The sequence below is a fragment of the Treponema sp. UBA3813 genome, assembly GCA_002368605.1.
GTDB lineage: Bacteria > Spirochaetota > Spirochaetia > Treponematales > Treponemataceae > Treponema_D.
Window position 1 is genome coordinate 1,879 of the sequence record DFEB01000025.1, and the last position, 13,138, is coordinate 15,016.

A 13,138-nucleotide genomic window follows, 5' to 3' on the forward strand; every position below is an offset into this window, starting at 1 on the left:
TCTGCGGGCTCAATCGCCGCCCGCAACGCCCGCTACTTGCTCATTTCAAAATGCTGCCAGTCTTTGACACCCTGCCAGTCGCCGCCCCACTCAAAGCCGGCTTCCGTAAAAAGCTTGTAGGCCAAATCATTGTGGTCGATTTTGTAGGGAAAATTCTTGCTGCGGTCAAGGTAAGGCGCGCCCTTGAATGGCTCAATATTTGGTTTTCCATTGACAGTTTTGTAATAGGGATTGTAAAGGGGGTTAATGTCCACCGCCAGACCTGAGCCATGCTTTGAAACCGTGGTCGTGTGGGAAATAAAGCGGAAATTAAAGCAGGACGAGTTGTTGTCGCTCATGGATTTCTCGTCGTCCGCGTTATATTCGTCAATCAGGCGGATTTTTTCAATCGGGTAGCCCGCTGCATAGAGTTTTTTGAAAATCTCAAGGAGAGTGTCGGCGATTTTTACATTGCAGACAAGCTCCCCTTCCTTCGTGGAACCGTCCTGCGTTTTGTGAAGAAGATGAAGATAGCGGAGTTCCGAACGGGGAATCGTACAGTTTTCCTTGTAAGACTTGCCCCACATTTTCGCAAAAAGCTCGTCGGAAATTTCAGTTATATAAAAAGAAGAATCCAATTCGTCATCCACAGTCTCAAGGATTTTTTCGCCAGCCACAAAAGCCCCCTCGCAAAAGCAAAGCCCCGAAAGAAAAATCATCGCAGAAAGAAAAAAGCGTCTCATTTAAAGAAATTATAGCAAAAAAAGAAAAAAATTTCAGTCCGCATTGAAGAAAAAGCCGTGTCTTGGGAAAGCATCCCAAAACACGGCTTTTTTTGAAAACCAGACATGGCTTATGCCATGCCTGAAACAATCGCTTAGTCTGTAATTGTAAGCGTGATGTTTGTTGTGTACGGATCCTGAGGTTTAATGCTTGTCCAAGCTGAAATTACAGCCTGATAAACACCTTTCTTGTACTCACTGACAGGAATTGTGAATGTGCCTGTTGTGGTAGCGCCTGTTGTGGTGACATTTGTAATGTTACCAAGATTGTAATGGGTTTGACCATCAGTGCTTGTAAGAAGCAATGTCACTTTGTCATACTTAACGCCAGTTGGATATGTCAAAGTCCATGTCAGTGTGTCATCGTCAGTCTGGCTTGCAATCATCTTTACGACAGGGTAGGTTCCGCTGAATGTTGCGGCTGTTCCGCTTCCTGATGACGTAGATGCAAGGTCTGCAACTTTAATTACATAATTTGCATCGTCATGGATGGTGATTGTTCCGATTGTGGCGAAGTTAGCGACAAGGATGAGGCTTTCGTATCCGCCGTAATTCTCAGGAGAAACATTGACCTCGTTGTAGTTTGCGTTGTTCAAGAGCCAGTTGGTCCATGTGCTTCCGCTCAAAGTAAGTTTAGGTTCTTCAACCGTAACGGCGGGGGTTGCATTCGTTACATTGAATGTGTAGTCTGCCTTTCCGCTTGCATCCATGATTTCAATACCGCCCGTTGTCGTGCTTCCGCTTGTCGTCTTGAATTCCTGACAGTAGTAGTAGACCGTATCGACATCAGCATCGCTCTTGTCTTTCAAAGTTCCGCCGCTCAAATCATACTCAACTCGGAATCGGTTGATAGAAATTGAAGTGAATTTGTTTGCGGCAACAGCACCAGTACCAGCATCTGCGGTAATCGCTGTGTTAAGCGTTGCGTATGCCCAGTCAGAGTCACCTGCGTCGTTTCGTGCGCAGAGACGAGCGACATATCGGCTTCCGAGCAAGAGCTTGAACTGTGCCATTGAGTTGTTCTTCTGCAATGAGCCTGCGACCCATACATACTCATCGCCATAGAAGTCATTTGAGTATTCTTTTACAGAACCTGTGCCAGCGTAAGAACTCAAAGTATCCCAAGCGGACTGCAATGCCGTCTGAGTAGCGCTAGCATTAGTGACAGCGGTATTGTAAGTCGTGAGATAAGTGTCTGTGACTGTTGCCGGCAAGCTCATCAACTGAAGAACAAACTTCTCTTCGTTGTCGATAGACTCGCCGTTCCATACGAATTCTGCCGTGTAGTACTGAGTTGTGTCGTTCGTTGGGTCAATGTAGCCAGCCTTGAAATCAGTCGGAGCGGCAGGTTTTTTAGCGATAACCAAAGGAATTCCAATTGTCTGCTCAGTTGCCTGTCCAGGAAGAACGATGAGGCGGTCAGACCATGTGTAGGTTTTTGCTCCTGTTCCAGAGCCTGCAAATGAAACCTCAAAGTTGTAAGTGCCTGGTGCGACCGTTACCGTGTAGTTTGCGGTAGACGGTACTGAATCTCCCAACGGATTTGCCGGGTCATTAGTTGCAGAGAAATCTTTGTTGCTTCCTGAGTAGGTGTCTCCTGCGTTATATGTAGTGCTGTCCATCGTTGTTTTCTTTGTGAAAGTGATTTTCGCAGATGGAGAGTAACCCTCATAGTCAGACAGTTTCCAACCGTCAGTGTACAACTTCAAAGAAACGCTTCCGTTCTTTGTGAGACCTTCTGATGTAAGATAGAAATCAACCTTATCATCAGTGCGGATGTCGGCGTTCGCATAACCTACGAGAACCGCATCAAGTTGCACAGCCGCTTCCGTTGCATAAGTTGGAGCCGTCGTGTTGCTTCCCTTCGCGACAGCATACAACTTGAAGTCATAGTCAGCCTTTTTGAGGTTGATTACGACCGTTCCCGTGCGTCCAGTCGTGTCGGTTGTGTCAGCTGTTACGGTGACATTTACAGGAGCGGCGTAAGCAGTTGCCTTCGCCGTGTTGTTTTTTGAACACAAATAAAAGTACAAGTTTCCAACCTGCTGAGCAGTCGGCAAGATTGTACGACCGTCATCAGAACTTCCAGAGAAATCTACGAGATTAGAACTTGAAGTTACACCCAAAGTAAGTGATTTGTATGAATCACTACTTGAAGAAGGTGTCGTGCTAATAGTTGCATCGGCTGTTGAAATATCCGAACAACCTGCAAAAAGAAGCGCGAACAAACCAACCGCTAAAGCGGTAATTTTAGCAATTTTTTTCATATTTTGCCTCCATTAGTAAAAGTTTTTTGTTTATTGACAAAAGTGCAATCCAAATAAGTTGTAGGTTGTGAAACAACCAAATTATATTTTTAATTCTTTCATTCCCTCCTTACTATATTTGGCTTATTTATTTTTTCATTCACGACTATCCACCTCCTTCATCTGAAAAGATTATAAGAGGTAGACCAACGGTCGCTTCCGTAGTGCTCCCAGGATTAATCACAATCAAATCACTCCAGGTGAATGTCCGTGCTCCATCCGAGAAGCTGATTTTCAGTAAATAAGTGTTTGGCGCAGCAGTAAATATAAGATTTGCCAAACTTGGAAGAGAATTTGCCGTTAAATTTGAATCTGAAAGATTTGTCGTATAACCAATATCTGCAGCACTCTCGTCTGAGTTTAAGATTTCTGCCGAAACGGAGAATGTGCTGTATTCCGTAGCTGACAAAGACCAGCCATCCGTATAAATTTTCAAAGACGCATATCCAGCACGAGTCAGTTCGTCACCTTCCATATAGAAAACAACATCCTGATTATAGCGTGTATCGGCACTTGCATATCCAATCAAAACAGAAGAAGCTTTTATGACCTCTGTAGATGCTTCATTCTCCGGTATTCCTTTCGTACAAAATAGCGTAAGATAGTAATTAGATTTCGGCAAATCAACAAGCACAGAACCTCGCTGCGGATTTTCACCATCTGCCGTAACACTCACTTTGTTCGGTCCAAAAATCGCACCTGTTACCGCACTTTTTGCATAAAGATAGTAATGCAAATCGCTGTCAGAAATTGAATATGAATCAGGCAGAATCATCCTGCTTGAAAACTCAGAAGAATCATTCGTCAAATCTGATAAAACAATGCTACGGTTAGAGCTTTCATTGAAATAATAATCTTTATACACAGATATTCCGCAAGTATCTGTATATAAGTGTCCGTCATTTCCGAGAACAGTCAATTTTAATTTAAAGGTTTTGCTCGCATACAATCCAGACAAAGGAACATAAAGTACATATTTTCGCCCAGTCTTTGTGTATCCATTCATTAAAGTTATCGGAAGTTCTATATCTTTTTCATCATCCGGGTCTGTCATCGTCCATGTATAGCGAGAACAGTTTCTTGGTCCTGCAAGATTCAAGGTTGAGTTTTGAGAAATAACATAAGTCGGATAAAGCATATCCTCAGCATAAAAACCAGCATCACCTGGCTCATAAACAGGAACTTCGGCAGAATTTTCATCAGTTGTATAAGTATAAGAAACAGGCACAAAACCAGAATTATACTGCGTCAACATATCATCAATAGATGTATTACATGACAGAATTAAGATGAGAAAAATGAAACTGAGTGAAAGCCAAGTGACAGACTTTTTCATACTTCAGTCACACCGACAAAAACACCGGCAGAACTTTAAAACCTCATTGTAATTTTAAAATATAAAGAAAATTCCAATAAGTATTATCGGCAGAAAAATAAGAAAACTTTAAGAAAAAGGCAGTGAGCCTATATGAAAGGGAAAATTTTATTTTTGTTTTTTATTTTTGAAACTTTTTGTAGGAATCGCCACACCTAGATGAATTTTTCCCAGCCAATGCAAATTGGTGTCATATCTGATTCCACCCCATGCCCGAATCCAATGCCATTGAAGTCCGATATCCGTTTCAGCATATACGCCTGTTTTAAAATCGCTGGCATGACCATAATTCAGGCTATTATTAAACAAAATCCGGCCATTAACTCCAAGCATAGCCTCGCTAAAAACTGTTAAATCAAGATTTTCATTATAATAAGCAAGTCCGATACAAGGACCAGCAGAAAGCGAATATACATAAGGCGCATTCAAAGATGAACCAGCGACAGAATAAGTGTATGGAAATTCACTGTTAGGAGCACCGACTCCAAATGAAAAATCCACCCCATAGAAAAAGGGAGACTTAAAGTAATTTCTATAGCCAATACTTAAAATATACTCACCAGAGTAATACTCCGAATTCAGACGTCCGTAGCCAACTCCAAGTAAAAGCGCATTCTGCAATTTATTATCATCGTCATCATTCTCTGGCACAAAATCCTCGCCGTTGAGAACCCAACGGTAAATATAGCCTTTTTCCGTACCGATGATAACATATTTATCATCCGGGCTGAATGCAAGGCTTTTCGCGGAGTCACCATACATAAGTTGGAAGGATTTTTCCTCGGCTCCTGTTTCGATATCAAAGATTTTGACTTTTCCTGAGTTAAGCCCCGCGACAACTTTTAATGCATCACTTGAAAATTCAGCCGCATAGGAGAATCCGCTCGGCTCCTCAATGGTATAAAAATAATTTTCATCTGTAATCGAAGAGACTGAAAGAGTATTCGGATTTTCCGCCGCCAAAAAATGAACGCTGTCCGAGGCAAATTTTGGTTTTATCCGCGACAGGGTATATCGTTTGAACGAAGAGATTTCAGTCCAAGAATTTGAGTCAATAAGTTTGACCTCTCCGTTTTCCATAGTCAGCAAAAGAAGCTTTCCAGACGGACTCGCACTCAAAGCCCATGGATTCTCATCCAAAGAAAATTTTTCCTCGATGATATACTGTCCCGTTTCCGCAAGCCTGAAACTTTCGTAAAGGCTCTTTCCGTCCAATGGAAGAACTACCCTGTAATCGCCTGCGTAAACAGCCCCCCTCATAGCCTCGCCAGTTCCGCTGATTAAAGTAGTGTCTGTGTTTGAGCCGACTCCGTGAATAAGAATCGTATTGTCATCGCGAAGACTCAGCATATACCGACCATCGCTTGTAAACTGAAGTGAAATCACATTTGCCATCGGATTTGAACTTTCTGCTACCGAATTAGAATAAACGGCCGCAATTGTATTAGAGCCTGCGTTCCAAAGAATTATAGAATTGTTCCAGCTGGTCGCAAAATACTTTCCGTCACGAGTCCATGCAACGGCATTTACAGGCATAGAAGATTTCGCAAGATAATCCTGACTCAAATCTTTTTCAGCCTCTTGTGCAAAAAGAGAGAAACAAAATGTAATAAAGCAAGCGCAAAAAAGTCTCCGCATCTATAAAAATCACTCCAAAATCTACTCAAACAAAGGGTAACAGTCAAATCCTGCCGTCCGCAATTCTTCACCTACAGTGCCTTTTGAATTTTCATTAACTACGACAAGATAATACTTTGTTCCGCTGGGGCGAATTTCCGTGGTAATCTGAGCCTTAAATCCTTTAGCGGCAACCCGGTCAACCAATGCCTTTGCGTTCGCCTCTTCCCTAAAAAGACCTAGCTGTAGCCGAACTGCCTTTTCGCTTTTTTCTGTTGCCAGATTAGCGCTTGTCACAACAGGAGCAAGACTGCCTTCATTTGAGATTTCAGGCAAATCAACGCCGCTCCTAGGAACAAAATACCAGAAAGGTGTCGGGAATGTCTGTACCTCCCCTTTTACGATGGCAGTTTCCATGCTTTTCGGGAAGTTTTTCTTTAAGTTTTCGGAAAATTGAGCCTCTCCAGTAAGATGCCAAAGTGTCAGCAAAATTGACGGACGAAGGCTCTTCATCGAATCCAATGTGGCATAAGTTTTTAAAAGAGCGATACTTTCTTTTGTTTCAGACTCGTTTTTCGCCTTACACAAGGCGCTCCATTGCTCATAGAGTTTCACATAAGCAAGGATTTTTTCATCTTTTGAATTTCGGACAGCAGAATTAAGATAACTTTCGGCACTGGAATAATCACCGGCCGACAAAGAGCACCTTACCGCATCAATAACCAACTGCTCTGAATTCTTGTTAGGAACACCAGCCACAACGGAATCCGCACTTCCCTGAATTGAAGCTGCCTGAACATAATTTTTTTGAGCTTCGGCATATTGTCCCTGCTGTTCGAGAATAGCCGCAAGGAAAGCATAAACTGCCCTTTTTTCAGCATTTACCGTAACAGAAGAGACATTTTTTTTAAGATAGGAAAGTGATTCTTCGATAGATGATTTTTTTGAGGCTGCGTCAATCAAAGATTTTGCGGTGACAGTCTTTGTCTGCGAAAAAAGCAGGGAAGAAAGAGTCACGCCAAGAAAACATAAGGAAAGAATTTTTTTCATCGGTCAAGTATTTCTTTTACAATATCGGTGATTTTTACCAAATCAAGAGGTTTTTTCATAAAAGCATATACACCTAAAGAATTTACTTTTTCTTCGATTTCCTCATTTTCGAGAGCCGTAATAACGACAATTGCAGGTTTTCCAAAACGATCACTCTCATTGATTCTCCGGCACAAATCAAAACCATCGATACCCGGCAAGTCAAGATCAAGGATAACAAGACCTGGCTGTTTTTCACTCATAATGGAACCAGCTTCAAAGCCATCAAAAGCCTGAAATACGGAAACAGAATCAAGGCTTTTTTCTACAAAGCGAGCCAAAACAGTATTTAAGCCACGGTCATCATCAACGATAATCAAATTTCGAGAAACATAAGATTCTCCGTAACACACGCGAATCAATTCTGGTGGAATTTGAATGCTACGAGAGCGCATAAATTCGACCAAATCTTCAGGGTACACACGGAATTGACCACCTGGAGTATTGAATGCTTTCAAGTGATTTTTGCGAATCCAGTTTATTGCCGTCTGATTAACAACGCCACATAACTTAGCAACTTCAAGTGCTGAATACATGACAGGTTTATTATCATTCTGCGCCACTATCAAAACCTTCTTTATTTTTAAATATCCACTGTATTATTTTATATGAAAATCCGCTATCTGCAAGCGATTTTATTATTTTTTGCTCACTTTTATTCTTAGAAACTAATTTTTGAAAAGCAAGGTGGCACAATTCAGTTTCATCAACAGTCTCGAAATATGACTTCACGACTCTTGTAGCGATGTCTTTTGAAACACCACGAACACACAATTCCCTTATCAGGCGAATGCTTCCTTGAGGTTTAAAAGCACAATGATTTCTCACCCATGACGACGCATATCGCTCATCATCAAGATATCGTTTTTTTTCAAGAAAGTCCAATGCCTGGCAAATAGAATTTTCATCAAATTCCTTCTGGCGGAGTTTTCGTTCTAAAGAGGCCCTGCACTGTTCTGTTCTGGCAAGAGAACGCGCAGCAACCTGAATCGCTGATTTTACAGTTTCGTTGCTGATTTCTTCTGTCATCGTTCTTACAGCTCACACAGCTAAACAAAAAATGCCCGCATTGCTGCAGGCATTTGTACAAGCAAAAGATAAATCTTAGCGCTTTGAGAACTGGAAGCGTCGGCGAGCACCACGCTGACCGTACTTCTTTCGTTCTACCATTCGGCTGTCTCGTGTAAGGTAACCGTTTGCCTTGAGAGATGCACGAGCATCTGGATCAATCTGCAAGAGAGCACGAGAAATTCCGTGCAAGCAAGCCGCAGCCTGACCTTTTACACCGCCACCCTGAACATTAATCAAGATGTCGTATTTGTTAGCATAATTTGTAACGAGAAGCGGCTGATGAACAGTGCGGACCTCAGCTTCTGTGTCGAAGTAGTCAGCGACATCTTTGCCGTTTACGACGATTTTTCCTGAGCCTTCACGAACAAATACGCGGGCAACAGATGTTTTTCGTCTTCCTGTTCCGATTGCAATATTTTTTACTGCCATGATAGACTCCTATTAAAGCTCGATTGTTTTCGGGTTCTGAGAAGCATGTGGATGCTCTGAACCAGCATAGATTTTAACATTGCCCATGAGACGGCGACCAAGGCGGCCGTTTGGAAGCATACCAGCGATTGTGCGCTCCAATGGACGAGTTGGGTGGCGTTCAATCAATTTTTCAAAAGTGAAACTCTTGAGACCGCCAACGAAACCTGTGTAGTGGCGATAGAGCATATCTGTGCGTTTGTTTCCAGAAACAGCAACTTTTTCTGCGTTGATTACAACAACATAGTCACCCATTTCCTGGCTTGGTGTGTAAGTAGGCTTATGTTTTCCACGAAGGATTGAAGCTACTTTTGCTGCAACACGACCGAGCGGCTTTCCTTCCGCATCGATGATGTACCAGTCGCGTTTCTGTTCATAGTCTTTAACGAAAATGGTTTTCATTCTTTTAACCTTCAATATAAATTCTTTTGTACTTCGCTGTTTTGCATCATCAGCTTGGTACTTGTGAGCGATGAGCAGTCGCACACAATGAATATACGGGGATTAATAGTTTAGAATTTTCTCTTGTTTTAATCAATAGGAAACAAAGGAAAAAATCATTTTTTTACTCATTATTGCTGGCTTCCAGCTCTTCACGCTTAGCTTCCTGACGGTCACGGATATCAGCGATACCAATCAAAATAGCAACCAATCCGACAAAAGCCGCAAGAACAGGAGCCGCTCCCTTTAAAAAGAAAATAATCTCATTGCTCCAACCAAGTCCATTCGGCAAGCAGGCAAAGACTGTAAAAGCGATACATGCAATTCCAAAAATTATTGTAAACATACGGCTATTATAGAACAAAAATTTAAAATTGCAAAGGGGGAAAGCCTTCCCCCCTGGGTTCAGCCCGCCCGCGGTCTTCACCACACCCCCATCTCCTGGGGGCAAGCCCCCAAGCCCCCGTATTGCATAAAATTCATCATCAACTTTCGATTATTTCACTTTACGCAATCACAATTATCACTATAATGAAATCAAATAATTTTTAAGAGGAAAAAAATGGGTAACAACTATTTTAATTCTATTCCGTGGCGCGAGGCTCGCTTGCAGCTCGGTCACTGCCGCTCAATGGCAAAAGAAGAATTCGCTGACGGAGTAAACGCTCTCAAAGGCAAAAAAATCGTAATCGTAGGTTGTGGCGCACAGGGCTTGAACCAGGGCCTCTGTCTCCGCGACTCAGGCTTGGATGTAAGCTACGCTCTCCGCGAAGAGGCAATCGCTCAGAAACGCCAGTCTTGGAAAAACGCAACTGAGAACGGCTTCAAAGTCGGCACTTACGATGAGCTTATCCCAACAGCAGACCTCGTCGGTAACCTTACTCCTGATAAGCAGCACACAAAAGTAATTTCAGAAGTCATGAAGCGCATGAAGAAAGGCTCTGCCCTCTGGTACTCACACGGCTTCAACATGATTGAAGAGGGAATGCAGATTCGCCCGGATATCACTGTCGTTATGTGCGCTCCAAAAGGACCAGGTACAGAAGTTTGGCACGAATTCCAGCGTGGATTCGGTGTTCCTGACCTTATCGCAGTTCACCCTGTAAACGACCCTGAAGGCAAGGGCTGGGCTTACGCAAAGGCTCTCGCTGTCGGCATGGGTGGAAGCAAAGCAGGTGTTCTTGAGTCATCATTCGTTGCAGAAGTTAAATCTGACCTTATGGGCGAGCAGACAATCCTCTGCGGTATGCTCCAGGCTGGTACAATCGTCTGCTACGACAAAATGGTTTCTGAAGGAATCGCCCCTGAGTACGCTACAAAACTTTTGATGCACGGCTGGAATGTAATTTCTGAGGCCTTGAAATGGGGAGGCATCACAAACATGATGGATCGTCTCTCTAACCCTGCAAAAATCAAGGCAAACGCCCTTTCAAAAGAAATCAAAAAGCTCCTTGCTCCTCTCTACCAGAAGCACATGGACGACATCATTTCTGGAAAATTCTCTTCTACAATGATGGAAGACTGGAAAGCCGGAGACAAAGACCTTCTTGCATGGCGTGAAGAGACAGGTAAACTCCCATTCGAGAAAACCGAAGAGTCAAAAGAAGAAATCACCGAGCAGGAATACTTCGACAAGGGAATCCTCATGGTTGCAATGGTTAAAGCCGGATGTGAACTTGCATTCGAGACAATGGTTGACGCTGGAATCAAAGAGGAGAGCGCTTACTACGAGTCACTCCACGAAGTTCCGCTCATCGCAAACCTCATCGACCGCAAACGCCTCTACGAGATGAACCGAGTCATTTCCGACACTGCAGAATATGGCTGCTACCTCTTCGCCCGCGTCGCCGCTCCGATGATGGCAAAAGACCTCATGCCAAACCTCACCACAGAAGTTATCGGTAAGGGACTGTCAAACAAAGACAACTGCGTGAACAACACTGAGCTTGTCAATGTAAACGCAGAAATCCGCAACCACCCAATCGAGGTTGTCGGACGCAAACTCCGCGCATACATGACAGCAATGAAACCGGTTCTGTAATCAATACAATAAGGAGAAAATTATGGCTAAATCATCAAAAGATTATTTCGGACTCCCCTGGCTTGTCAGCGTTATTCTCTGTTTCTTTCTGGGACCACTCATGGGTATTCTCGCTCGTTTTTCTGAGGGAAAAATCGTTGCAGGATTGCTTCGGCTCTTCTTCGGCTGGAACATCATTTGGCTGATTGATTTTATCCTCATTCTTTTCACGGGAAAAATCTTGAGAGTCGTTAATTTCTAAAACGCACTAGGGATTGGAGCTGCAGCCCGCAAGGGCTGTTCCGAAGCGAACGAATGTGAGTGTAGGAATGGAGTGCTTTTTAGCACGAAACTGCGAAAAGCCCGACCTTTCGGCACTTTTGATTTTCAAAAGTGCCGAAAGGAAGTGCCCATATTATTATTTATCACCTGTCTTTTTTTCGAAAATTCACCACAAAGATTCCGATACAAACCAAAATCAAAGAAATAATCGTCACAAATCCAGTCTGACTTTGCTCGTGCAAGAAAATCGAGCTTAAAAGCACGCCGAAAACAGGGTTCAAAAAGCCGAAAATCACGACTCTGCTCACATCATTATGGGCAAGAAGCAATCCCCAGAGCGTGTAAGCCACCGCACTGATAAAAACGAGATAGACCAGAAGAAGGACGGAAAGGGGCGTAAAACCAGAAAAACGACCTCCCAGACAAAAGCCCGTGAAAATCATGACAGCACCGCCAAAGGTGAACTGCCAGCCTGAAAGCATGACCGTGTTCTCGTCCCGGCTGAAAGATTTCATGAGACAGCCGCTGAGACCGTAACAAACGCTGCTCAAAAAAATAAAGCCCTCGCCGCCGAAAGAAATATGATAGTCGAGACTTTTTCCGGTGACTGTCACGAGAACGACGCCGACAAATCCAACCACACAGCCGAGAATCTTCAAAATGGTGAGTTTTTCTTGCTTAAAGAGAAGGGCCGCAATCAAAAGAGAGGCAAAAACATTCGTTGCTAGTATTACGCTGGATTTAACGCCGGGGCAGCGGGTAAGTCCGCCATAAAAAAAGAAATATTGCAAAATCGTCTGTACCATGGCAAGAGCGACTACTTTTTTAAAGGCAATCACAGAGCGGGGAAGGAGAACTTTCTTTTGAAGAAGTGAACCGAAAAGAGTCGTGAAGATTCCGGCAAAAAAGAAGCGAACGCCAGCGAAAAGCACTACCGTTGGAGTGTCGTCAGCGGCAATGGAGAAAAGCGCGTAGCCGGTTTTAATAGCGGGAGTGGCGCTGCCCCATAAAAAACAACAAAGAGCCGCCCCAAGCGAGACGACCCAAATATTAGAAAGAATCGATTTATTCGTTTGATTTTCGTTCATGCCGATATTCTATGACATTTAAGAAGATTTGTCAGTCGCCAGTGAAATTTCCGTGCAAAATTACGGAAGAATGATTTTGAGAGTCAGATTCTTTAAGTGAACTGTTTTCTTTTTGGTCCTCTTTAAACCTTGTTTTTACAGTCATCTCAGACTTAATCCTATCTAATGTTGGATTAAAAACGAGAAGGATTTCACGCATAACATCTAAAACTTCATCATCGGCATCTTTTGCCTCTAAAAGACGACTATAAAATTTATACATTTGAACATAAGCATGATTTAATTCAACATATTCTTCATTGTATACAGCAACTCGTGTTACAGAATTTTCCATACTTATTATTCTAACGAGAAAATTTTGATTTACAAGGATTTTATAATTTTTATTTTGAAAAAGCAGTAGCCGCAAAGCGAGACGAAAACAAAAAAAGCCGGCGGCTGCCTACTTTCCCCCGGTCTGGAGTATCATCGGCGTAGGGGCGCTTGACTTCCGTGTTCGGAACGGGAACGGGTATATCCACCCCACCATGGCCACCGGCATATAAAATACCGAAAAAAAAGGAAAGGGGGGAAGAAAGCACGTGAGGCTCCGCCGTCACGGCGGGAACGAGGATATGGCC

The 13,138-nt window shown here is 43.1% G+C and carries 14 protein-coding genes and 1 rRNA gene; 2 read left to right on the forward strand and 13 right to left on the reverse strand.

Translation table 11 applies throughout. The features are described 5' to 3' along the window. Positions 1-32 precede the first annotated feature (32 nt). The 10 genes from B2089_RS03765 to B2089_RS03810 form a co-directional block, all read right to left on the reverse strand. On the reverse strand, positions 33-722 hold the full coding sequence (locus B2089_RS03765; RefSeq protein ID WP_296686017.1) for a M15 family metallopeptidase: 690 nt from the start codon (positions 720-722) through the stop codon (positions 33-35). A gap of 134 nt (positions 723-856) precedes the next feature. Then, on the reverse strand, positions 857-3,028 hold the full coding sequence (locus B2089_RS03770) for a hypothetical protein (protein WP_296324242.1): 2,172 nt from the start codon (positions 3,026-3,028) through the stop codon (positions 857-859). A gap of 145 nt (positions 3,029-3,173) precedes the next feature. Continuing rightward, positions 3,174-4,403, reverse strand: coding sequence for a hypothetical protein (locus tag B2089_RS03775; protein ID WP_296324245.1), 1,230 nt, complete (start codon positions 4,401-4,403; stop codon positions 3,174-3,176). Positions 4,404-4,550: 147 nt separating this feature from the next. Further along, positions 4,551-6,080, reverse strand: coding sequence for a WD40 repeat domain-containing protein (locus B2089_RS03780; RefSeq protein WP_296324248.1), 1,530 nt, complete (start codon positions 6,078-6,080; stop codon positions 4,551-4,553). A gap of 21 nt (positions 6,081-6,101) precedes the next feature. Next, positions 6,102-7,109 (reverse strand): SPOR domain-containing protein, encoded by a 1,008-nt coding sequence (locus tag B2089_RS03785; protein WP_296324250.1) that lies wholly within the window; start codon positions 7,107-7,109, stop codon positions 6,102-6,104. Continuing rightward, positions 7,106-7,684, reverse strand: a complete 579-nt coding sequence (locus B2089_RS03790; protein WP_296324254.1) for a response regulator — start codon at positions 7,682-7,684, stop codon at positions 7,106-7,108. The genes B2089_RS03785 and B2089_RS03790 overlap by 4 nt, the downstream gene beginning before the upstream one ends. 13 nt (positions 7,685-7,697) lie before the next feature. Continuing rightward, positions 7,698-8,177 (reverse strand): regulatory protein RecX, encoded by a 480-nt coding sequence (locus tag B2089_RS03795; protein WP_296324257.1) that lies wholly within the window; start codon positions 8,175-8,177, stop codon positions 7,698-7,700. 75 nt (positions 8,178-8,252) lie between these two features. Next, on the reverse strand, positions 8,253-8,648 hold the full coding sequence (rpsI, locus tag B2089_RS03800; RefSeq protein ID WP_296324261.1) for a 30S ribosomal protein S9: 396 nt from the start codon (positions 8,646-8,648) through the stop codon (positions 8,253-8,255). Between the two features lie 12 nt (positions 8,649-8,660). After that, positions 8,661-9,089 (reverse strand): 50S ribosomal protein L13, encoded by a 429-nt coding sequence (gene rplM / locus B2089_RS03805; protein ID WP_296319930.1) that lies wholly within the window; start codon positions 9,087-9,089, stop codon positions 8,661-8,663. A gap of 163 nt (positions 9,090-9,252) precedes the next feature. Beyond that, the gene (locus tag B2089_RS03810; protein WP_296319925.1) at positions 9,253-9,474 is read right to left on the reverse strand and encodes a hypothetical protein; all 222 of its coding nucleotides are present in this window, start codon (positions 9,472-9,474) and stop codon (positions 9,253-9,255) included. A gap of 216 nt (positions 9,475-9,690) precedes the next feature. On the opposite strand from B2089_RS03810, the gene ilvC reads away from it, so the two are divergent. Together ilvC and B2089_RS03820 are read left to right on the forward strand one after the other, a co-directional pair. Then, positions 9,691-11,169, forward strand: a complete 1,479-nt coding sequence (ilvC, locus tag B2089_RS03815) for a ketol-acid reductoisomerase (protein WP_296319923.1) — start codon at positions 9,691-9,693, stop codon at positions 11,167-11,169. Positions 11,170-11,191: 22 nt separating this feature from the next. After that, the gene (locus B2089_RS03820) at positions 11,192-11,410 is read left to right on the forward strand and encodes a hypothetical protein (RefSeq protein WP_296319920.1); all 219 of its coding nucleotides are present in this window, start codon (positions 11,192-11,194) and stop codon (positions 11,408-11,410) included. A 163-nt stretch (positions 11,411-11,573) separates the two neighbouring features. On the opposite strand, the gene B2089_RS03825 is transcribed toward B2089_RS03820, so the two are convergent. From B2089_RS03825 to rrf, 3 genes are all read right to left on the reverse strand, one after another. Continuing rightward, complete coding sequence (locus tag B2089_RS03825; RefSeq protein WP_296319917.1) at positions 11,574-12,518, reverse strand: DMT family transporter; 945 nt, start codon at positions 12,516-12,518, stop codon at positions 11,574-11,576. Between the two features lie 31 nt (positions 12,519-12,549). Continuing rightward, the gene (locus tag B2089_RS03830) at positions 12,550-12,852 is read right to left on the reverse strand and encodes a hypothetical protein (RefSeq protein ID WP_296319915.1); all 303 of its coding nucleotides are present in this window, start codon (positions 12,850-12,852) and stop codon (positions 12,550-12,552) included. Between the two features lie 95 nt (positions 12,853-12,947). Further along, positions 12,948-13,057, reverse strand: a 5S ribosomal RNA gene (rrf, locus tag B2089_RS03835). Positions 13,058-13,138 lie beyond the last annotated feature (81 nt).

Coding starts and splice junctions, on each gene's coding strand:
- B2089_RS03765 (WP_296686017.1), bottom strand. CDS start 722: ATGAGACGCTTTTTTCTTTCTGCGATGATTTTTCTTTCGGGGCTTTGC.
- B2089_RS03770 (WP_296324242.1), bottom strand. CDS start 3,028: ATGAAAAAAATTGCTAAAATTACCGCTTTAGCGGTTGGTTTGTTCGCG.
- B2089_RS03775 (WP_296324245.1), bottom strand. CDS start 4,403: ATGAAAAAGTCTGTCACTTGGCTTTCACTCAGTTTCATTTTTCTCATC.
- B2089_RS03780 (WP_296324248.1), bottom strand. CDS start 6,080: ATGCGGAGACTTTTTTGCGCTTGCTTTATTACATTTTGTTTCTCTCTT.
- B2089_RS03785 (WP_296324250.1), bottom strand. CDS start 7,109: ATGAAAAAAATTCTTTCCTTATGTTTTCTTGGCGTGACTCTTTCTTCC.
- B2089_RS03790 (WP_296324254.1), bottom strand. CDS start 7,684: ATGTATTCAGCACTTGAAGTTGCTAAGTTATGTGGCGTTGTTAATCAG.
- B2089_RS03795 (WP_296324257.1), bottom strand. CDS start 8,177: ATGACAGAAGAAATCAGCAACGAAACTGTAAAATCAGCGATTCAGGTT.
- rpsI (WP_296324261.1), bottom strand. CDS start 8,648: ATGGCAGTAAAAAATATTGCAATCGGAACAGGAAGACGAAAAACATCT.
- rplM (WP_296319930.1), bottom strand. CDS start 9,089: ATGAAAACCATTTTCGTTAAAGACTATGAACAGAAACGCGACTGGTAC.
- B2089_RS03810 (WP_296319925.1), bottom strand. CDS start 9,474: ATGTTTACAATAATTTTTGGAATTGCATGTATCGCTTTTACAGTCTTT.
- ilvC (WP_296319923.1), top strand. CDS start 9,691: ATGGGTAACAACTATTTTAATTCTATTCCGTGGCGCGAGGCTCGCTTG.
- B2089_RS03820 (WP_296319920.1), top strand. CDS start 11,192: ATGGCTAAATCATCAAAAGATTATTTCGGACTCCCCTGGCTTGTCAGC.
- B2089_RS03825 (WP_296319917.1), bottom strand. CDS start 12,518: ATGAACGAAAATCAAACGAATAAATCGATTCTTTCTAATATTTGGGTC.
- B2089_RS03830 (WP_296319915.1), bottom strand. CDS start 12,852: ATGGAAAATTCTGTAACACGAGTTGCTGTATACAATGAAGAATATGTT.